Here is a 21,203-nt window from a genome sequence, read left to right on the forward strand (position 1 = left end):
TGTATTGCCCCCGTTTCTTTCATTGAATGTGGTCTACGATGCCTATTGTAAAGAAAAAGAAATAGGATAAGAATGCACATAAGTGAATAGTTAAGGGTAAAAAAGTGTCATGCTGCATGCAGTTCACTATTTGACCTTTCACTTTGAGGAGCGATACTCGGTTGGCGACAGCGAATAGTAGTTGCGGAACGCTTTGCTGAAATAATTTTTATCCTTATATCCCAGCATTTCCGAAATATCCTGGATCTTCAGGTTAGGATCGTCCAGCAGCTCCTTCGCCTTGTCCATCCGGACCCTCTGTACATATTCATGAATACCGAAACCGAACTGCTGTTTAAACAGCTTCATCAAGTATTCCCTGCTCAAAAAATATTTGTCCGCGAACATGGAAATTTTGATTTCCTCAAAGTAATGATTGTCGATATAGGTTTTAATATCCCCTACTTCGAACGGCTGATTCGTCATTTGGGACTTCCTAATTTCACCGCTATAATAGTCTAAAATATCGCTTAATAGCTGCTCGAACTGCTCTACGTTCGCAAAATCGGTAGAAATGCCGATGCCCCGCAGCGCATGGTCGCCTCCCAGCGGCAGCGCCTCTTGGTTCACGCCCAGCTCAATCGCCATATCGTTCAGTAAAATGACGAATTCATGCAGTGCGCGGTCCGCTTCTCCGATATTAAAGCGGTCCGAAGACCGCCATTTTTTCACATAGTCGCTCAAAATGGTTTTGGCATTATGTACGTTGCCGTTCTCCAGCGCGCTGCGAATGACGAGAATCCGACTCGTTAAGGACTGACTGTCCTTCAGCGGAGCCGCTTTATCGGCGGCAAGGGCAACGGTTGCCCCCTTCAGCTTGAGCAGATCGATTCCGTTAATTGCCGCTTTGGCAGCTTCATAGGAGGAAGCGAGCTCCAGCGCGTCATGCGTGGAATGCCCGATGCCTACGGCTACGATAACGCCGAACAGCTCCTTTAAGGTTGAAGCTACTTTATTCAATTGATGCATGGAGCGGTAAGCGATATCCTCCGGATACCCGCCCTTCATCGTAAGAATGGCAATCAGCTCGCGCTCCTGCTTGGGGCTGGCAAAGCTGAATGCCCCAAAATGATCGGCTGCGATTTCATTCATGACATTGGCGACAGCAAAATGCAGCAAATCCGTGTCTTCATGGAAGCGGCGCTTTCTGATCTGCTCCAAATTAAGCACCCGCAGCACGACGGCCGTAAACCGGTTGCCGGGATCGTCAGCGCCGATTAGAGGCAGGAACGCTTCATTCGTTTGGCTCTTGAAGCTGCGCTCGATGATGGATTGATATACCCTCTCCTTCAGGCGCGGCAGCGACATATTGAGCGTGATATTGCGATTAATAAAATCGCTCTCTTTCTTCCGTTTCGCATCCAGCACATCAATGGCCTTGCGCAGCGATTGATTCAAATCCTGCCGATTGACCGGCTTCAGCAAATAATCGACCACCTTAGAGCGGATGGCCTGACGCGTATACTCAAAGTCGTTGTAGCCGCTAATGACAATCGTCAGCAGATCGGGATAATCGCGCTCAATGATTTGCAGCAGCTCCATTCCGTTCAGCTCCGGCATTTTCATATCCACCATGGCCAAGTCGATTTTGTGCTCAGCCAGCATCGCAAGCCCGACCTTCCCGTCCGTCGCCTCCAGCACCTCTGAAACCCCTAAGCCCTTCCAATCGCCTAAAATGCGAATCGCTTCGCGCAGCGGCTCTTCATCATCAATAATAAGTACCTTATACATGGCTCACGCCCCCCAGCGGTAATAACATCTCCATCTCCGTGCCTGTCTTATCCGTATGGATAACCAGTTCGGCTTCGTCTCCGTAAAGCAGCTTCAGCCGCGTATTCAAATTCACGAGACCGATACTCTCATTCTCGTCTTCACGGTCCTTCCACTCATTCAAAAAGGACTGCCTCACTTGCTCCAGCCTTCCCGGCGAGAACCCCGGCCCGTTATCCCTCACCGATATGATGGCATGCGATTCGGTTATCGCCGCGCGGATATCGATCGTAATGGTGCTCGACACCTTCTCCAGCGCATGCTTGATCGAATTTTCGACAAGCGTCTGAATCGACAGCTTTGGAATTTCCAGCTCCAGCATCGATTCCTGCCATTCGTAAGTCACCTGGAGACGGCTCCCGAAGCGAGCCTTCTGGAGGGACAGGTAGTTTTCAATATGCTTCAGTTCCTCTCTTGCCCGTACGATATCCTTCCCGCTAATGCAGTAACGGAGCGTAAGCGCCAAAGCATCCACCATATCCGCAATGTCATAGCGTTCATTTTTTAAAGCTTTCGTCGATATGGCCTGCAGCGCATTATATAGGAAATGGGGATTAATTTCGGCCTCCAAGGCCTTTAATATCGCATTTTTCTCGACCAGCTTCATTTTGTAGCGTTCATTGATCAAATCATTCGTACGTCTCACCATCAGGTTGAAATGGCGCGACAAATAGGCAATTTCATCCCTGCCCTTCACCTCGGCTTCCGCATCGAAGTCGCCCGTACTGAAGCGGTTCATGTGATAGGAAAGCTTCTGCAGCGGCTTCGTAATGGCATTGGAGAAATAAGTCACGACGATAATGGAAAGCAGCAGGAACAAAAAGCCGATAATAAAGCTTAAATTCCGCGTCGTCCTTGCCGCTTCATAAATTTGCGAATAAGGAATCGGCTTAACGAGCTTCCAGCCCTCCTGCTCCCCGATATCGTAGACGACAAGATACTTTTGCCCCGCCTCCGACCACGTTAGCTGACCGTTTGGCTTATCCGTCAGCTTGTCCGCCAAAGCCGTTGATTCCGCCCTTTTATAAAAGCTTTTGTCATCCGTATAAAACGGTTCGTTGTCCGGGCTTAAAAACAATAAATGCTGGCCCTCGTCAAAAGGAATATCCTTTAGGATCTCATTGCTTACCGAGGAATCGAAATAAAAGGACAGAACCGCTTGCGGCTGCCGGGATACGATGGAGCGCAGCACCCTGTGGTAAGCCATAAAAGTATTTGCCGTCTGAACGGGATAGCCTACCTCGGAACCAGGCTCTACAAAGGACTGATAAGAGCGGTTGAAGGGGCTTTCCATGGCCTTCGAATACCACGACAATTCAGGAATCTCCTGATTCATGCCCGTTCGTACCGAGATATTATAGTTTTCCTGGGAAATAGAATAATATTTTTTCTCCTTCACGACGTAGAGATAAATCGCCTGAAGGTCGTTTCGCGAGTAATAAAGCTGGCGCAAATAGTTTTCCAAATACATCTTCGAAGCATAATCCTCCGATTCATGCATGATGGCATACGTAATCTCGTCGAACCGGATTTGCGGCAGCGAAAGCTGCTCCATTCCCTTTAAATAATCCTCCATATTTTGATTGACGAGCAGCAGGTTGTTGGACGTGCTGGCAATGCTGTTCGTCACGGATTCCTTCTGGAACATTTGATATGAAATAAAAGTCAACGACGCGACAACGAGTATAATAATGGTCGTGAAAAGCAAAATAAGCTTGTTCACCAGACGTCTATTCACGCGCTCTGCCATTGCCGCCGCTGCTTTAAACGCTCTATTAATAATAAGTTTCTCATCCTTTCATCGTTGCATTCCGTTCACCTTTTTACCCCTAACTGATTTCTTAAATCCATTTTTGCGGGGAGGATGGCTGATTTATAATACACATTATAGCTAATCCCGCTTTTTTAAAATATAAATTTAGATGAACTCCTTAGAGAAGAGGTGCAACGATGTTTAAAGCATTAGGTAGAAAATGGGGCGAAAAGCTTGAATTCGGCATCTTCACCTTGCCTGTATTAATTTGTATCGCCATCGCGTTTTACATTCCTTTCGCGATGACCATTCGATATTCCATGACCAAATGGAACGGGATTTCCAAGCATCCAAAGTTTGTTGGACTTGATAACTTCAAGCAAATTTTCATGGGCGACACGAACTTTGCAAACTCCGCATGGTTCACGATCAAATACGCGGTATTGTATATCATCATTGTAAACGTTCTGGCCATTTTGCTTGCTGTCGTGCTCGATATGAAGCTCAGAACCTCGTCATGGCTGCGTGCCGCATTCTTTATCCCGTATATTCTCAGCTTGGTTATTGTCGGCTTTATCTGGAAATTCATTTTCATGCAAGGCTTCGAGTCTCTTGCGCAGAGCACAGGCTGGGGAATATTCGATCTTAGCTGGCTCGGGGAGCCGGGGCTTGCCTTCGTCTCGATCCTGCTCGTATCCATCTGGCAGTCGATCGGCTTTTATTTAGTCATTTACATTGCCGGATTGCAGTCCGTACCTGACGATTTGAAGGAAGCTGCTACGGTTGACGGAGCAGGCCCGGTAAGACGCTTCTTTAGCATTACGCTGCCGCTTCTTGCGCCATCGATTACGATTTCGGTATTTATGGCTTTAACCAACTCCATCAAGGTGTTCGATGTCATTCTATCCTTGACTGGCGGCGGGCCTGGCGGTACGACGTACAGTATCGCGTATGATATTTATAGAGATACGTTCCAAAACAATCTTTACGGCTACGGTACGGCAAAAGCGCTTATTTTATTCGTGGCTGTATTAGTCGTAACGATCATTCAATTGACGCTCTTCAAACGCAGGGAGGTTGAAGCCTGATGAAAACGCAAAACAAAGCAAGAGCTGGGCGCATTGTACTGGAGATCGTCATGGTGCTCCTCTCGCTCGTGTTTCTATATCCGTTATTCTTGGCCATCAACAACTCGTTCAAAAGCTTCGGCGAGGTCATGACCGACGTCGTTGCCCTGCCAAAGCAGCTCGTATTCGAGAACTACTCTTATGTTTGGTCGTTTATTAACTATCCGAAGCTGTTTCTTAACAACTTTATTATTACAACCGTGGGACTGGCGGGCATCATTCTCGTCTCCTCCATTGCTGCTTACAAGCTGGCCAGAACGAAAACGCGCTGGAGCGCGCTGCTTTATCTCGTGTGCATCATGCCGATGCTCATTCCGTTTCAGTCAATCATGCTTACCGTGCTGCAATTGGCGAAGGATTTAAACCTATCAGAGAGCACATGGGGACTCGGTATTCTTTACTGGGGCTTTGGCGCTCCGCTCGCGGTCTTCATTTATCACGGCTTCGTAAAGGGCATCCCGAAGGAAATTGACGAGAGCGCGACCATTGACGGCGCTTCCGGCTTCAAATTGTTCTTTCTCGTGATCTTCCCGCTGCTGAAGTCGGTTACAACGACAATCATCATCATCGACGTGATGTGGATTTGGAATGACTTCCTGCTGCCGCTTCTTATGGTTAACGGCTCGCCTGATACCAAAACGTTAACGCTTGCTGCCTATACCTTCGTCGGTCAATACACCTCCGACTGGCAGTATGCAATGACCGCCATGGTTATGGCCGTGCTCCCATCGATCGTCGTGTTTATCTTCTTGCAGAAATACATCGTTAAGGGCGTTGTTGCCGGAGCGGTGAAAGGTTAATTAACGAAACGTAAAAGGCAGCTCCAAAGCCATGGACTTTGTGAGCTGCCTTTTTTTTGATCCGCTCCGGCATTGCCGCCAAAGCCCAGACTATTTCTTCAAAACCACCTGCCAATTATGGTTGCATACCGCCTCGACTACGCCATGCTTTTGCAGGTAGGCCGCAACGAGCTCCGCCATATCGATCTGCACCTCGCGTACGATTTGCTTACCCTGATACATTTCGTAATCGCCTCCGCCGGCCGCACGGTAATTGTTCATGACCACATCGAACCATTCGTTACCTCGCAGCGGCAGTCCGTTCCGGGTCAGCCTCGTCACCCTCTGGCCGATCGGCTTCGCCGCATTCAGCTCGTACTCGATGCCTTCCCACATGTCATAGTTGTAATGCTGCAGCTTTGGCTCCAGGTAGGCAGGGTTGACGCCTAAGGCACCGTTCAAATCCACTTGGAAATAGGCTGCGGTTTGCTCTAGCGCAGCTCTTATATCCTCTCCGCGAAGCCTGAGGACGGTCAGCGTGTTCGGATACATGAAGTTTGCCAGGATATCCCGCATGGTCACTTCCCCGCGGAAGCCCTCCGATTCGTTGTTCAGGAGAGCCGCATTCGAGATATCCACGCCCGCCGCATCCATCTGCACTCTGTTCATGAACGCAATGAAGGGATGGTCGGCGATGCGGCAGAGCAGCGGATCCGCTATCGTCATGTCGCCCCGGATGTGTCCGATCGTCTGATCGAGCCAAGTCTGCGTGGCCTCTTCCGCTTCACCCGTCAACGACAAAATAGCCGGGTCTGACGCAACCGCCCCGTCTATTCTGAGAAGCTCCGCCTGCTTCCTAGCAATCATCCAGCCGCTCGGCGTTTTTTGAAAGGCAACGCTGATCCTGCCCACTGCTTGTCCATTGCAGCCCGGCTGAATGACGGTAACCCCGTTCACCTCGCCGGCTATAAAACGATGCTGATGCCCCGTTATCAGAACGTCTATCCCCTCTGCTTCCATACACATGGCATAGGCTTGATTCTCGCCTGTCATCTTCTCTGCCGGCTCGCCGCTCGATAGATCTCGTTCGAAGCCGCCGTGATAGGAGACCACAAGCAAATCCGGCTGCTCTTCCTTCCGTATATAGGCGGCCCACTGTTTGACCGTCTCCAGCGCATCTTGAAATTCGAGTCCTTTAATATGCTTCGGGTTCTCCCAATTGGGAATGTAATGCGTTGTAACACCAAGTATTACTACCTTAATGTTCGGGCCTAATGTCTTGACGATATATGGCTTTCCAAACACCGGCTCTTTCGTCTCGCGGTTTACGATTCCGGCCGAAAGCCATGGAAAGCTGGAATCCCCGACCGCCTTGGCGAGAAGCTCCCAGCCGTAATTAAATTCGTGATTGCCGAGCACTGCCGCATCGTATCGCATCTCATTCAGCGTCGCAATCGCCGGATTAAGCCGGTGCTTGCCGGCTGTCGCCGCGTAATAAGCGAACGGCGTTCCCTGCAGCAGATCGCCATTATCCACCAGCAGCAGCTCCGGAGATTTCTTCCTGGCCTCTTTTATAAGCGTGGCTATTTTGGATAAGCCGGCATGCCTTTCCTCCCGCGTCCGGTACTCCACGGGCTGAATGTGACCGTGAATATCGCTGGTCACCATCATTTCACATGTAAATTCAACGCTCGGCCCCATGCTGCGACTTCCCTTCTATAATGATCATTTATTCCCTATTTTAACAGGTAACGAAGCCAAGGAGATCCCGTTTCCACTCGTTTACAAAAGCTTATCGCCTCGTTTACGGACAGCTAATAAAATGACTTTATGCTATAGAAGTACCATAAATTAGAATTTCTGGAGGGTTATCGTTTGAAAAAAATGACTAAGTTTGTTCTGCCGCTTTTATTTTCCTTTTCTCTGCTCAGTGCTTGTGGCACTAACAACACCAACAATGAAGCCGCGGCAACAAATCAGGCAGCTACGAACGCACCGGCTGCTACCGAGCAGGCTGCAGGCTACGTGCCGGAGAAGCTCACTGTACAATTCGTGCCTTCCCAGAACGCAGATACGCTAGAAGCAAAGGCTAAGCCGCTGGAGAAGCTTCTCTCCGATAAGCTTGGCATTCCCGTTGAAGTGAGTATTTCAACCGACTATAACACGATTATCGAGGCGATGGCCTCCAAAAAAGTCGATGTCGGCTTTCTTCCCCCGACAGCTTATGTATTAGCGAAGGATAAAGGCGCTGCCGAGGTGATTCTCCAAGCACAGCGCTTTGGCGTACAAGATGACACCGGCGCTCCGACCGAGGAGCTCGTTGATTTCTACAAATCCATGATTATCGTGAAAAAAGATTCCGATATCAAAACCGTTGAGGATCTCAAGGGCAAAAAAATCGCCTATCAGAACGTGACCTCCTCCGCAGGCTTCGTATGGCCGGCCGGAAAATTACTCGATGCGGGACTTGATCCGCTGAAGGACGTAACGGCCGTTACGGTAAAAGGCCATGACCAGGGCGTTATTGCCGTATTGAACGGCGACGTGGATGCGGCTGCGATTTTCCAGGATGCGCGCACGCTCGTTTCCAAAGATTTTCCGACCGTATTTGACGATACCCGCGTGCTGACTTACACCGAAAACATTCCGAATGACACGATCTCCGTTCGTTCCGACATGGACACGGAATGGGTAACCAAAATCCAGGACGCCTTTATTGCGCTTGGAAATGAAGAAGCCAGCCGTCAAATTATATTTGAAATTTACTCCCACCAAGGCTACGTGAAGTCCGAAGACAGCATCTTCGACATCGTTCGCGAGTACGGGGAAAAGGTAAAAACAGAATAACCTTCTCGCGTTAGCGAGGATTCACCAACCTATATATTCAAAAAGCCAGTCCAAGCGCTTCAGCACCAGGACTGGCTATCCTTATGACTATGATAATGAGCAAAGGAATGATGTTCCCGTGATCGAGCTGCGGAATGTATCGAAAATGTACCCAAACGGGACAACCGGCTTAAACAAAATCAATCTTTCTTTTGCCAAAGGCGAATTTATCGTCATCGTTGGGCTATCCGGTGCCGGAAAATCAACGCTGCTGCGTTCCATCAACCGCCTGCATGATATTTCAGAGGGCGATATCCTCATTAACGGGCAATCCATTACCAAAGCAAAGGGCAAGCAGCTGCGTTTGATTCGCCGTAACGTCGGCATGATATTTCAAAGCTTCAACCTTGTTAAACGCTCTACCGTCCTGCGCAACGTACTCGCGGGCCGCGTCGGCTACCATTCCACTTTCACGACCTTGACGGGACGTTTCCCTGAGCGGGACATGAACCTTGCCTTCGAAGCGCTGGACCGCGTCAACATTGTCGAAAAAGCATACTCTCGCGCCGATGAGCTTTCCGGCGGACAACAGCAGCGGGTGGCGATTGCCCGCGTACTCGCGCAGGAAGCAAAAATTATTTTGGCAGACGAGCCTGTCGCCTCCCTTGATCCGCTGACTACGAAGCAGGTTATGGATGATTTGAAGAAAATTAATACAGAACTAGGCATTACGACGATCGTCAATCTCCACTATGTCGATTTGGCTCGCCAATACGCGACAAGAATCATCGGTTTGCGCGCCGGGCAGGTTGTATTTGACGGCCCCGTGGGTGAAGCGACCGATGAACGGTTCGCTGAAATATACGGACGTCCCATTGAAGATGCCGAACTGCTGGGAGAGCGGCGCGCATGAGATCACCTGCTAAAGCGAACTATCCAAAGCCGCCCGGCAAGCTCAAGCATTATTTGACAGCAATGATTATTGTTCTGCTCCTTTGGGGGAGCTCGGTTCAAACGGAAGCCGCGTTTGGCGAGCTTATCGAAGGTTTTCCGAATATGTTCGACCTGCTAGCCGAAATGATTCCGCCCAAATGGACTTACCTCGATAATATCGTCGGCGCGATGCTTGAGACGATTCGAATGGCGCTCATCGGGACGACGATCGGCGCCTTGATCGCTATGCCGATCGCTTTGCTGTGTGCAGGCAATATCGTGAGAAGCCGGTGGCTCCGCCATCCGGTACGTTTTGTGCTGAACCTCATACGCACCATCCCTGATCTGCTGCTCGCAGCGATCTTTGTAGCTATCGTCGGAATCGGTCCGCTGCCCGGCACGATGGCGCTGACCGTCTTTTCCTTCGGATTGATTGCCAAGCTTACTTACGAAGCCTTGGAAGGCATTGACCGCGGACCGCTGGAGGCGATGACCGCGGTCGGAGCAAACGGCATGCAGCGTATCCTGTTTGCCGTCATCCCGCAAATACAGGCTCATTTCATGTCCTTTACGCTGTATACCTTTGAAATCAATGTCCGTGCGGCAGCCGTGCTTGGGCTCGTGGGCGCTGGCGGTATCGGCCATTATTATGAAATTACGCTGGGTTTTTTGGAATACGACAAAACGAGCGTCATCATTATTTTCACATTAGCCATCGTCTTGCTCATTGATTATTCAAGCACGAAGCTGCGGGAGAAGCTGTTATGACCAAACCATGGAACGCAATCATTCAAAAGCCTAAAAAAAACCGTTTCCGCTGGCTGATTTACCTTGCGCTTGCCTTCGTCTATATTTGGGCGTTCGCAGGCATTCCGTATACCGGCATAAAAGAGACGGCCGTCCAAATAACGAAAGCGATCGTAACCGGCATTCTCTCCCCCGACTGGGATTTCGTATACTTGCCCGAAGGCGAGGATTTACTGCGGGGCCTGCTGGAGACGCTTGCGATTTCGATTCTGGGCACCTTTATTTCTTCGCTGCTCTGCCTGCCGCTTGCCTTCTGGGCAGCTGTCAACATGAGCGGCTCAAGGGTCGTTTCCGGCTCAGGAAAAATGGTGCTCAGCTTCATTCGCGCCGTGCCTGAAGTGGTGCTTGCCCTTATGTTTATTAAGGCCGTTGGGCCGGGCTCGTTCGCCGGCGTGCTTGCGCTCGGCTTGCATTCGGTCGGCATGCTGGGCAAGCTGTTTGCGGATGAGGTGGAAAATATGGACAAAGGACCGGTCGAGGCTTTGCTCTCTTCCGGCGCGAATAGGCTTCAAATTTTATGGTTTGCCGTCCTGCCGCAGGTGCTGCCCGGTTTTATGTCGTATATGCTGTACCGGTTCGAAATCAATATGCGCTCCGCTGCCATTCTCGGAGTCATTGGCGCCGGCGGCATCGGTACGCCGCTTATATTTGCCCTGAGCACCCGCAACTGGGATCGCGTCGGCATTATTTTGCTCGGCATCGTCATCCTGATTACCGTCATCGATATTCTCTCCGGCGCTATCCGCAGGCGCCTCGTTTAATCCAATGCCAAAAAGCCAGAGACCCCCGTATGCTGGAGTTCTCTGGCTTTCATGCTTAAGGAGCTTGCGACTATCGTTTATTTATTTTTTGATGAAGCATGGATAGTACCTTCGCCGCTTCCGCTCTGGTTGCGCCGCCTTTCGGATCAAAGGTATTGCCGCCTTTGCCGGAGAGGATTTCCGCTTGCTGAAGGGAGCTTATCGAATCTGTCGCCCATGAGCTAATGCTGCTTTGGTCGGCAAAGACAGCCGCGCTGACCGACTTAGGCAGCGTGATCCCTGCTTGATCCACAAATCGCTTCAACATTACGCTCATTTCCTCACGGCTGATCGGAGCATTCGGTTTGAAAACGTTATTGTCCGATCCTTTTACGATATTTTGCTCCGCTGCCCAAGATACGTAAGGCAAATACCAATCGCCGGCTTTTACATCCCCAAATACGGAGTTTTTGTATCCCGCTGTATTCGCGTTCGCAATACCGGCCAGCATTTTGGCGAATTCCGCTCTTGTAACGGCCTTATCCGGCGTAAACTGATTGTTGCCGCTGCCGGAAACCATGCCCCGCGCCGCCAGGTAAGCTATATAGCTGCTTCCCCAATGGCTGTTGGTATCGCCAAAGCTGATTTTGTTGTAGCCTACAGCATACTGGCTGAGGTGATCGGTTACGATAGTGACCCTTCCATTGCTATAGCTTGAATGGTTAATGACATTCGGTCTTCCGTTATTGTCGATGTAGTACATTACGATGGCGCTTGTATCTTCGCCTTGCGCAGGCACATATGGAATATCAATCCGGATGCTGCCGCCGTCAAAGGTTGAGATGTTCGTAGAGCCGGATTCTACAGAAATATCCAGCGCAGGTCTCGTGCCAACCAGCATTTTGGCTTCCGGTGTAAGCGCGCCTGAATCGCTTAGCATCACCTTAATCCGAATCTCGTTGCCTGCTGCCTTTTCCAATGCTTCTAATGCCGTTTGATTGAAGGTAACGCTGCCGAGCTGGGTAACGACCACTACTTCCTCCACTTTACTGTTAGACAGGCTGGAAACAACTGCTTTGGAAAGGGTAACGCCTACTGCGGCAACTTTATCCGCCGCTGCCACATTCAGCGTCACGATTTTCGTACCCGCCTCACCCGAATGGACCCGATCCGCAAGCACTTTAATATGAGCATCATCAATGATTGCGTCTATATTTCCTTGTGAGTCAGCCTTCGCAGTTACAGTGATACTATTGGTGCTTGTATCCAGAGTGCCGGTATTCGAGCCTGTAGAAGGGTTTGGACTACCCGATCCTGACGAATTGTCAGAACCCGGCTTCTGAGTCAGCTCTAGCACAACTTGATTGGACAGATATACAACCTGGGCATTGTACTGGCTTGGCAGTCCCTCAATCTCGACGGAGGAGAACTGACCGGTCCGTTGATTGGCGCCATAGCTCATTAGGGTAATGAAGCCCTCGGAAGGCACATAACTATCTGAGAAATTCACATGCAATTTGCCGTTCGGTTTTACCGCGCCCTTAACCTCAAGCACGTCATTGGTGCCGGCTAGGTTGAGTTCAAGCGCGCCTTGGGCAGACTGAGCGAAATCTCCGCCAATGGTCATTTTCCCGGTTACTTTCTCCACAAGCGTACCGCCGGTGTTCGTGACAGCGCCGCTTCCGAAAGCCGTAGCCGAACCGCCCTCAAGTGTGCCCGCGTTGATCTCGGTGCCTCCGGAATACGAGTTGCTGCCCAGCAGCGTTAAAGCGCCGGTTCCTTCCTTCGTCAGCTTGCCTGTGCCGGTGATGTCATTCCGCCAGCGATCCATGGCATGGAAACCGCCCTTGCCCGCATCCATTGTCACTGTCACATCGCTATCAAAAGCGCCATAGCCGTCAGCGGCGGCAAAGAGGTTCAGACGTCCCCACCCTTCAGGATCATCCAACACCGGATAGCCGGACGGCAGACCGGTCGTAGCCAGCACCGCACGACGCTGCGCCTCGCTCAAATAGGGCAGACGGGTTTCCAGCAGCACCTCGGCGCCCTTCGGCACAACCATCGCTTTTGTTGTCGCATTAATCTGCGGGAAGCTGTAAGTCAGGCGTTGAGTAAATTGCGCTTTGTTTTGCTCATAATTGCCGAACCGTTCTTCCGATGTTCCCGCTTGCTTCAACAGGATATCATGCGCTTGGTCATAAGCAGCCTGCTTAAGTTCGGCATTATCCGGGTCTGCCAGAGCAGCTGCAGCCAAGGCTGTTGCCATGACGCGACCTCCTATGACATCAAGCGGCGAGTGCATGCCCGCTACAATCCGGCTGTTCCCCATCTCCGACGCACGCGTCAGCATCTCCTGGAACCGTTCAGGCACAGCGTAAGCCAGCGCATAGGAGGCAAGATAGGAAGCGTTCGTATGTCCGCTCGGGAAGCCGCCGTCCGTAGCCGGTGTCGTGCTGATGGCAGGAACCAGCGTTGGCACAATGACAGAAGTATCGTTCAGCCAGCGAAACGGGCGCATGTAGTTGTAAAAGTTTTTAGCCGGCGTTGTTGAAGCGTAGTTGCCGCGCAGCGTGCCAATCAAATCCACCATTTTGCCAAGCTCGGAATTCGAATCGCCGGCTTTATTCGTACTGTTGCCGTCGTTGTACTTTGTTGTCGTTGCATCAGCCGGAATATCGGTTATCGTGGTGTACGTGCCCGATTTCGAACGATACACATCGGCCAGAGCGCCAAGACCCTCGGTTGCTCCGTAGGATTGGTTTCTTCGGTCAACATAGTAGGCTCTTGTCTCGTCCGCAGCCGTACGGCTGGCTGCAAGATCAGCCACGTATTGAATGTTGGCTTCCAGCACGCTGCTGTTCAGCTTGGTGCCGTTATCCCAGGCTGTACCCGGCGTCCACAGCTCCAGAAATCCAGAAAGAATGCCGATGGACGGGTTGGATTCCACCGTCTTATTGGCGGAGTTGTTGTTTTTGTAGCTGTCTACAAAATGGCCCCATGCTGGAGTCGGCGGCAATTCAATAGAAGAAACGTTGGATGCTGCCATTGCAGCATTGCCAACTACGGTATTGGAAAGCAACGTAAGACCCAAAGCGAAAGATAATAGCTTTTTTGTTGGTTTGATTTTCAAACGAATCTACTCCTATTCATTTTTTATTCTTAACCGGATACTTTGCAGAAAGCGGCAGCGTGCTCTGAATCCAAGACGAACCGCTATCCTATGTCAGCAGCTGCCTTCTTCACATCATCCTTTCGAAAACTGAAAGTGAATTCGAGTCGATTTCAACTTAGCACCAGGCCGCACAGCCGTTCAATATAACAATTTCCGAATAGTATAAGAATCGTATGCTATTGACCAAAACCCAGGCTTCTCCCTCACGTTGAGCGGAAAAACGAATAATTGTAAGCGCTTAAAAAATGAATCGTTTTGCACTTCAGCCCGATTAAACCCTCATGTTAAGATTTGATTAATGTGTATAAGTCCGTCCAATGTGTGTTGTATAATCTAGGCGGTGGGGGGAGGGAGTAAGCCATGAAAAAATGGAGCTCGGTATTTGCTAATCTGGCAGTTTCATATGTAGCCATTGTGCTGGTTATCGTTCTCTTGCTCTGCTCTGTCTTCTACATTTATTTCTCGAGGAACTACAAGGAGGAGCTGCGAAACAAGAATCAGCTGATTCTTGAAAATACAGCCCAAGCGATTGAAACGTCGGTGCTTCAGAGAGTCCAGCAAATCTATCTTGATTTATCTGTCGACAAAACCGTAGATATACGGTTATTTGCCGATTTATCTTTTCAAACCAAGCTTAGCAAAGCGATCGATCTACAGGAATTGCTTAAGTCGGAAGTGACCAGCAAATCGGACATCGTGCAAGCGGTGCATTTGTATTATCCCGGACAGAATATTATGCTGTCATCGGTTTATGGGTTGAAATTCAATGCCGATCAGGGAGACGGGGCCTTATTTCTAGCGGACTGGATCGACGGGATGCGCAGCAATAAGCAAGGCAGCTTGTGGACGCAAACCCGGCAGATACCAAAAGATATATTCTCCAGCATTCCCGGCGACAGCGGCAATGCCTTGATTACTTATGCGCGTACCTATCCCTTTCAGCGCTCGGGTGAAAACAGCGACCTGATCATTGCAATTGACGTGAAGGAAAACGCAATTAGCGAGGTTATTCAGAATATGATGCCGGAACAATTTGAAAACACGTTTGTTTGGGATAGTCTCGGAAGCACGATTACCGATTCAAATAAGAGCGGCTCAGCTCTGCGCAACCATTACGATTCCGGCATGAGCAGGGAACGGATGTCCCAGTCGGAGGACAGGGGAGGAAGCTTTAACGAAACCCTTGATCAGGTTTCTCATGTCGTTTCCTATCACACCCTTCCGTCGACAGGCTGGAAGATATATAGCGTTGAAGCTTCCGGTATTTTCTATAAAAAATTGTATTTGGTGCAAAAGCTGATGCTTGGCATCTGTCTGTTGGCCATATTCATCGGAATAGTATTATCCGGGATTCTCGCCAAAGCGAGTTACAGCCCGATCAAACGGCTGGTTGGCATGGTAAAGGGCTTGCCAGGCCATACGTCTGAGCAAGTAATAAATGAGTATAGACTTATTGACAATGCCTTCATTAGGCTGAACGATAAAGTCAGTACTCTGGAGGATACCCTGCAGGCCAACAATCCGATTATCAAGCACAATGCTCTAATGAAAATGCTTCACAACAGCTATACCCGCGAGGAATTGGCAGATGAGCTCCAGCTCTTGGGCATCTCTCAGAAATATAGTCATTACTGCTGTATGATCATGAATTCAGGCGAGGCTTTTGACCGATTAAGCTCCGGCAACAGGCAGTATATGGCATACAGACTTATTAACCAGCTGGAGGCTGCGTCATTGCCGGAAACCCACATTATTGCCGAAGAGCTTCCGGATAAAAAAATGATTGTCGTCCTTTGCGCCAATCAAGTGAGCGAAGCGCTTATGGAGCAGCTCTCCCATCTGATGATTGTGGAAGGTAAGCAGCAGTTCCAGCTCGATTTTCAAATCGCATGGGGTTCTTGGGTACAAGAAGTAAGCGATGTTCATAAGAGCTGCCTTGAGGCACAGATCTTAATGAAATACGGGTATTTCATGCCGGAAACAGCTATACTGAAGGATCGCAGTCTCCTGGATCGCGAGAACAGCGCGGAAGAAATCCCGCAGTCCATGCTCCTCAAGTTCAAAGAAAAATTGCACGCCCGCCAGCCTCACGAGGTCATAATGGCTGTCGAGCAACTGGTCACGGCCATGCGGGAAGGAACCTGCTCCGCCGATTATTGCCACTTTATTCTGGCAAATACCGTATTCGTTTACTCCGATTATCTGAAAAGCGTCCGTTATCATCACCCCGTGCAAGGCAATTTGGATCTCTATCATCAGTATACTGAACTACACAATATACGGTCTTATCAGGATTGGCTGTTGAAATCAATAAACACCTTTATCGCACACATGGAGAAACGGAATAGCGAAAGAGCCGTCTCTAGTATTGAGTCTGCCAAACAATATATCCATGACCATCTGTCGGAGGACCTGTCTCTCGAGACGGTGGCTTCGACTGTGTTTATCAGTCCCAAATATTTGAGCAAGCTCTTTAAAGAGGAGTGCGGTGTCACTTATACCGACTATATTACCAGCCAACGAATGGAAAGGGCCAAGACGTTAATTGAGAGAAATAATATGACTATTGAACAAATAGCGAGTACGGTTGGGTATGGGACAGCGGCTTATTTTATTAAGAAATTCAAGGAAATGTACGGTTGTACGCCAGGAAATTATTTGCGCAATACGGTTAAACAAGCGTAGTCGCCTCGGCCGGCCAACGGAAGCGGAATCCTGATTTAAGGAAGGTTTAATCATGGAAACGAAGGAATTACGGCATATCACAGCCCTGATCGCAGTGGTATTGTTAAGCATCGTCTGCGGTTGCGATATGAGATCGGGACAGCTGTCCCATACAGAGGAATTGCGGGCCCCGGTATCTTCCGGCATCCCACGGTACAACATTTCCTGGACGATGCATCAGAATCTGCCTGTTCCCGAGGATGCGGAGATGGTTCGGTACGTAGAAGAAAAGTTTAACGTCGATCTGGACGTCTGGAATTTGGAGAACAATAGATACGAAGCGCTTCTGGACATGAAGCTGGCGCAGGGCGCAATCCCTGATCTGTTCAGGATCAGACAGCCGCAGGATCTTCTGAAATATCAAAGGCAAGGCTTGCTGGCCGAAATTCCGGAGGAGCTGCTGGAGAAGAACGCCCCAAACCTTATGAAGGCCATCAGGGAAAATGCGCCGGCTTACCAAGGTTATGGGAAAATCGACGGGAAATATTACGGCATCCCTATCGTCAATCCCACGAACATTTATCGCATTCCCGTCGTATACCGAAAGGATTGGCTGGATAAGCTGAACCTGCCCGTTCCTCAGACGCTAGCCGAATTTGAAAAGGTGATCTATGCCTTCACAAATGAGGATCCGGACGGCAACGGCGTCAAGGATACTTACGGTTTGTCCATTGAAGGGATGAATATCGTCTTTGGCGCATTTGGGCAAATCGTCTTTGCTGACCAGCTCTATTTTGGAGAGAACAACGGGAGCATGGTTATCGGCGCGTCGGAGCCGGAAATGAAAAAGGCTTTGCAATATCTTCGCAAATGGTATGCGGACGGCGTCATCGATCCGGAGTTTATTACGGGGGAGAACAAGGGCGGCTACAAACATCTGTCCCATGCCTTCATCAATGGAAGGATCGGCATGACCTCCATGGGCAATTACTATCATTGGATTCAAAACGGCGATTATTTGACCTATGAACAGAATGATCCTACAAATGGCAAAGAGATTCCGGTAGAAGCTGCATTTAACGTAAAGGAATTAACCGCTAAAAATCAGCAAGCGCGCATTGTTTTCGGTCAGCCCTTCAGCGGGCCTGATGGCAAACGCGGCTCCAAAGCCTATGATATGCTGATGAGCTTTACAGCTATCGGCGCTAACGCCGTCAAAGAGCCGGGCAAGCTGGAGACGATTCTTCAGATCCTTGACTACGTTAGCGCAAATCCCGACCTGGATGAATATAACGCAATGAAATATGGGATTAAAAAGAAGCATTGGGAATGGGCCGGAAACTCTAAGGAAGATGTTATCGTGCTGCCTCCGTATGACAAGATGTTCAGCTATCAGAATACGATTGGCGCAAATCTGGGAATGACTGTGCCTTTGATGCCTACAGAACGAAGAGAGCAGTGGGCTTCGACACTGGGGCTCGATAAGGACGGCATTTACAATGCTTTGGCAATTGCCACGCCCTCCTTAATCAAGAATGGACCGGAATTGATGAAGCTGAAAAACAAAGCCTATATCTCCTTCATCACAGGCGAGAAGCCGTTGGAGGATTTTGATGCTTTCGTCCAGGCATTTATGACGGCTGGCGGAACCCAAGTGCTGCAGGAAGCCAATGACTGGTATCATCAGCATTCCGGGACATAACTTATAACAAAAAACGGCTCTGTCGCATCGCTGCAGCAGTTGCCGTTTTTTTTGTTTTATTCGAAGGAATCAAAATTGGCGTTCAAGATCTTAAACGGGCCGTTCAATCGAAAACTGTTCCCCAAGCTTCGCATAATCGCTGCCAGCCAAGCGGCTGACCGGCTTTAATGCTTTGGCATTAATGCGCCCATTCTCGTACAAAGCCTCATCCAGATGAAAGCGGACGACTCGGCCAATCAATAGGTCGCATGCGGGCGAATCCGCATTGCCGCCAAGCGCGAGTGCTTGCTCCAGCACGCATTCCATCCGGATTCTCGCCTCGGCTACGCCCGGCACGCCGATAGCTTCGCTGGCTATGGGCGTTAAACCAGCAAGCGCAACCTCGCTCTCCTCCGCCGGCAAAATTGCTGCCGTTACATTGATCGCTTCGATGTAGCTCTCATCCGAGATATGGACAACGAACTCCCCTGCGCTGACGGCATTTCTGGCGGTGTCCTTCTGGAGACCGTCCGGCTTGCGCTGTACGGATACCGCTACCATCGGCGGATTCGCGGTTACGATATTGAAGAAGCTGAACGGCGCTGCATTCAGCACCCCTTCGCTGGACCGTGTCGTAACGAAGGCGATGGGTCTTGGCACGATACTGCCGATGAGCAGCTTATAATTGTCCTGTACGCTCTGGCTCGCGGGATCGATGGATTTCACGAACAGACCTCCTTTTGCGGCAATAGGCTAGAATTCATTAGTCCTTGAAGGCTTCTTTATACCAAACTGCAGCGGCTTCCACTTCGGAGCTCGTTAATTGATGGCCGAACGGCTCCCAGTGGACGGCAACGTTTGCGCCCGCTCCTTGCAGCAATTGGTTAAGCTCTTCGGTTTCCTGCGGCGTGCACAGCGGATCGTTTGATCCTGCGCCGATAAAGCAAGGAACACCGGTCAGATCGGGAAGCTCTAAGCCGCGGATCGGAACCATCGGATGATGCAATACCGCCCCGCTTAGAGCCCCTTGGTAGTGGAATAGGAGACTAGCCGCAATATTCGCGCCGTTGGAATAACCAACCGCAACAAGCTTGCTGCGGTCGAAGCCATACTCTGCAGCGGCGCTGTCCAGAAATTCATTCAGCTCCTTCGTCCGGAACCGAAGATCTTCTAGGTCGAATACACCTTCAGCCAGCCTGCGGAAATACCGAGGCATCCCATTCTCGAGCACGTTGCCTCGGACGCTGAGCACAGACGATGCTGGCGATAACCGTTCGGCAAGCGGGAGTAAATCCCGCTCGGTGCCTCCCGTGCCATGTAAGAGCAGCAGTACTGGCGCAGCTTGATCCGAACCTTGTTTGAAAATATGCTTCATCATTTGTCATCCTCCAATACTCTAACTTCAAATGGCGATAATAGTTGCTCGATTTGTGTGCGGTGCCCTTCATACCATTCCGGAAGCATCAGTTTCTCGCCCAAGTGCTCCGTTTCTTCATCACGGGAGAAGCCTGGAGGATCCGTCGCGATCTCGAATAAAATGCCGCCCGTTTCCCGGAAATAAATCGCGTTAAAATATTGCCGGTCAACAATTGGCGTAGGCTGGAAGCCATTGCTTTCCACGTGGCTTCTCCAAAGCGCATGCTCTGCGTCATCTTTTGCCCGCCAAGCAATATGATGGACCGTTCCCGCTCCGCCGTGGCCAGGCTCCATGCTCTCGATATTGACATCGATAAGATTACCTAGATCTCCTGTCGATTGAAAACGGGCGTAGCCGCCTTCTTCGCCGACTTTCTCCAGCCCCATCACTTTTACGAGCAGTTCTGCGGTTTGGGCAGGAGCCGTGCTGTACAGTATAGCTCCGCCGAAGCCTTTGACCGCTTTATTCGCCGGTACGCCGCCAAATGCCCATTTGCTGTTCGCCCCTTGTTCACGGGCTACAATCTCAAGTTTCAAGCCGTCCGGATCTTCGAATTGCAAGTAATTTTCGCCGAATCTGGTTGTTTGCGTATATTCAACATGCAGTTTAGCCAACCGCTCTTTCCAAAAATCAAAGGCGTCTGCCGGCACTACATAAGTTGTGTAACCGACTTGGCCGCCGCCAATTTTGCCTTTGCGTGAATTTTCCCAAGGGAAAAATGTAATGATGGTGCCTGGGCTGCCGATTTCATCACCGAAGTACAGATGATATACCTCAGGGGCATCAAAGTTGATCGTTTTTTTAATTAACCGAAGTCCAAGCACTCCTGCGTAAAAATCTGCGGTAACCTGTGCGTTTCTTACAAAAGCAGTAATATGGTGAATACCTGTCGTTTGAGTTGTCATATTAATACACTCCTTATTTTATATAATATTGAAAGCCATGTAACCTACGAAATTTCCGATTAACGAATGATTGCGTCTAGTGAATAATCGCCCGCTCCCGTTAATGCAACACCTATAGCAATGGCTAATAGCACGAGATTATATTCATATCCGTTAGCCGTAGCCCAAAGCCCGTTCTGTCCATGCACCTTTACGATAGCAACCAGCATCGTGAGTACGATCAGCGCTGCGGCAAACGGAGTAAGCAACCCTGCTGCGAATAAGATCCCGCCCACAAGCTCCATCAAACCGGCAACAACGGCCATTGCTACTCCCGGCTTAACGCCGATGGATTCTAACCAGCCGCCCGTTCCTTTTGGACCGTAACCACCGAACCAACCGAACAGCTTCTGCGCGCCATGCCCTACGAACAACAAACCGACAACCAAACGAACGACCAACAATCCCAATGCGATATTCATTTTAAATTCCTCCATTTTTTCTATTTTTTATTACGAATTAAAGAGTCTTTATTTAAAGATATTGGACAAGCGTTAACGGTTGTTTGCTTCCATTGACTGCAGCAAACCGATTGCTTGATATAAAAAGGG

16 protein-coding genes are annotated in these 21,203 nt (G+C 49.9%); 8 read left to right on the forward strand and 8 right to left on the reverse strand.

The window, feature by feature from the left end; translation table 11 throughout:
• Positions 1–138 precede the first annotated feature (138 nt).
• Together ACN6MW_RS13100 and ACN6MW_RS13105 are read right to left on the reverse strand one after the other, a co-directional pair.
• Positions 139–1,770: a response regulator transcription factor gene (locus ACN6MW_RS13100; RefSeq protein WP_419875791.1), complete on the reverse strand. Its 1,632-nt coding sequence runs from the start codon at positions 1,768–1,770 to the stop codon at positions 139–141.
• Positions 1,763–3,559, reverse strand: a complete 1,797-nt coding sequence (locus ACN6MW_RS13105; RefSeq protein ID WP_419875792.1) for a sensor histidine kinase — start codon at positions 3,557–3,559, stop codon at positions 1,763–1,765. Before ACN6MW_RS13105 ends, ACN6MW_RS13100 begins: the two co-directional genes overlap by 8 nt.
• Positions 3,560–3,759: 200 nt before the next feature.
• Between ACN6MW_RS13105 and ACN6MW_RS13110 the strand changes: the two genes are divergently transcribed.
• Both ACN6MW_RS13110 and ACN6MW_RS13115 read left to right on the forward strand, forming a co-directional pair.
• Positions 3,760–4,650: a carbohydrate ABC transporter permease gene (locus tag ACN6MW_RS13110; RefSeq protein WP_419875793.1), complete on the forward strand. Its 891-nt coding sequence runs from the start codon at positions 3,760–3,762 to the stop codon at positions 4,648–4,650.
• Positions 4,650–5,489 (forward strand): carbohydrate ABC transporter permease, encoded by an 840-nt coding sequence (locus tag ACN6MW_RS13115; protein WP_364152315.1) that lies wholly within the window; start codon positions 4,650–4,652, stop codon positions 5,487–5,489. Before ACN6MW_RS13110 ends, ACN6MW_RS13115 begins: the two co-directional genes overlap by 1 nt.
• A 90-nt stretch (positions 5,490–5,579) precedes the next feature.
• Here the strand turns inward: ACN6MW_RS13115 and ACN6MW_RS13120 are convergent, their stop codons facing one another.
• Positions 5,580–7,169, reverse strand: coding sequence for a bifunctional metallophosphatase/5'-nucleotidase (locus ACN6MW_RS13120; RefSeq protein ID WP_419875794.1), 1,590 nt, complete (start codon positions 7,167–7,169; stop codon positions 5,580–5,582).
• A gap of 183 nt (positions 7,170–7,352) precedes the next feature.
• Between ACN6MW_RS13120 and ACN6MW_RS13125 the strand changes: the two genes are divergently transcribed.
• From ACN6MW_RS13125 to phnE (ACN6MW_RS13140), 4 genes are all read left to right on the forward strand, one after another.
• A complete protein-coding gene (locus ACN6MW_RS13125) occupies positions 7,353–8,315 on the forward strand; it encodes a phosphate/phosphite/phosphonate ABC transporter substrate-binding protein (RefSeq protein ID WP_419876341.1) in 963 nt (320 codons plus the stop codon).
• Positions 8,316–8,433: 118 nt separating this feature from the next.
• On the forward strand, positions 8,434–9,207 hold the full coding sequence (gene phnC, locus ACN6MW_RS13130) for a phosphonate ABC transporter ATP-binding protein (protein ID WP_419875795.1): 774 nt from the start codon (positions 8,434–8,436) through the stop codon (positions 9,205–9,207).
• Positions 9,204–9,995, forward strand: a complete 792-nt coding sequence (gene phnE / locus ACN6MW_RS13135; RefSeq protein ID WP_419875796.1) for a phosphonate ABC transporter, permease protein PhnE — start codon at positions 9,204–9,206, stop codon at positions 9,993–9,995. Before phnC ends, phnE (ACN6MW_RS13135) begins: the two co-directional genes overlap by 4 nt.
• The gene (phnE, locus tag ACN6MW_RS13140; RefSeq protein WP_419875797.1) at positions 9,992–10,795 is read left to right on the forward strand and encodes a phosphonate ABC transporter, permease protein PhnE; all 804 of its coding nucleotides are present in this window, start codon (positions 9,992–9,994) and stop codon (positions 10,793–10,795) included. Before phnE (ACN6MW_RS13135) ends, phnE (ACN6MW_RS13140) begins: the two co-directional genes overlap by 4 nt.
• A gap of 70 nt (positions 10,796–10,865) precedes the next feature.
• On the opposite strand, the gene ACN6MW_RS13145 is transcribed toward phnE (ACN6MW_RS13140), so the two are convergent.
• On the reverse strand, positions 10,866–13,904 hold the full coding sequence (locus tag ACN6MW_RS13145) for an S-layer homology domain-containing protein (protein ID WP_419875798.1): 3,039 nt from the start codon (positions 13,902–13,904) through the stop codon (positions 10,866–10,868).
• Between the two features lie 402 nt (positions 13,905–14,306).
• Here ACN6MW_RS13145 and ACN6MW_RS13150 point away from each other — a divergent pair, with 402 nt between their 5' ends.
• Positions 14,307–16,631: an AraC family transcriptional regulator gene (locus ACN6MW_RS13150; protein ID WP_419875799.1), complete on the forward strand. Its 2,325-nt coding sequence runs from the start codon at positions 14,307–14,309 to the stop codon at positions 16,629–16,631.
• 52 nt (positions 16,632–16,683) lie between these two features.
• Positions 16,684–18,312 carry an ABC transporter substrate-binding protein gene (locus tag ACN6MW_RS13155; RefSeq protein WP_419875800.1) on the forward strand — a complete coding sequence of 543 codons (1,629 nt, stop codon included), beginning with the start codon at positions 16,684–16,686 and terminating at the stop codon, positions 18,310–18,312.
• Between the two features lie 90 nt (positions 18,313–18,402).
• Here ACN6MW_RS13155 and ACN6MW_RS13160 read toward each other — a convergent pair whose 3' ends face one another.
• The 4 genes from ACN6MW_RS13160 to ACN6MW_RS13175 are packed head-to-tail and all read right to left on the reverse strand — an operon-like array spanning position 18,403 to position 21,074.
• Positions 18,403–19,017: a flavin reductase family protein gene (locus tag ACN6MW_RS13160; protein WP_419875801.1), complete on the reverse strand. Its 615-nt coding sequence runs from the start codon at positions 19,015–19,017 to the stop codon at positions 18,403–18,405.
• 37 nt (positions 19,018–19,054) lie between these two features.
• Positions 19,055–19,666: an alpha/beta hydrolase gene (locus ACN6MW_RS13165; RefSeq protein ID WP_419876342.1), complete on the reverse strand. Its 612-nt coding sequence runs from the start codon at positions 19,664–19,666 to the stop codon at positions 19,055–19,057.
• Positions 19,666–20,613: a ring-cleaving dioxygenase gene (locus ACN6MW_RS13170; RefSeq protein ID WP_419875802.1), complete on the reverse strand. Its 948-nt coding sequence runs from the start codon at positions 20,611–20,613 to the stop codon at positions 19,666–19,668. The genes ACN6MW_RS13165 and ACN6MW_RS13170 overlap by 1 nt, the downstream gene beginning before the upstream one ends.
• Before the next feature lie 59 nt (positions 20,614–20,672).
• Positions 20,673–21,074 carry a DoxX family protein gene (locus ACN6MW_RS13175; RefSeq protein WP_419875803.1) on the reverse strand — a complete coding sequence of 134 codons (402 nt, stop codon included), beginning with the start codon at positions 21,072–21,074 and terminating at the stop codon, positions 20,673–20,675.
• Between the last annotated feature and the right edge of the window lie 129 nt (positions 21,075–21,203).

The organism is Pristimantibacillus sp. PTI5 (genome assembly GCF_048572955.1).
Lineage (GTDB): Bacteria > Bacillota > Bacilli > Paenibacillales > Paenibacillaceae > Pristimantibacillus.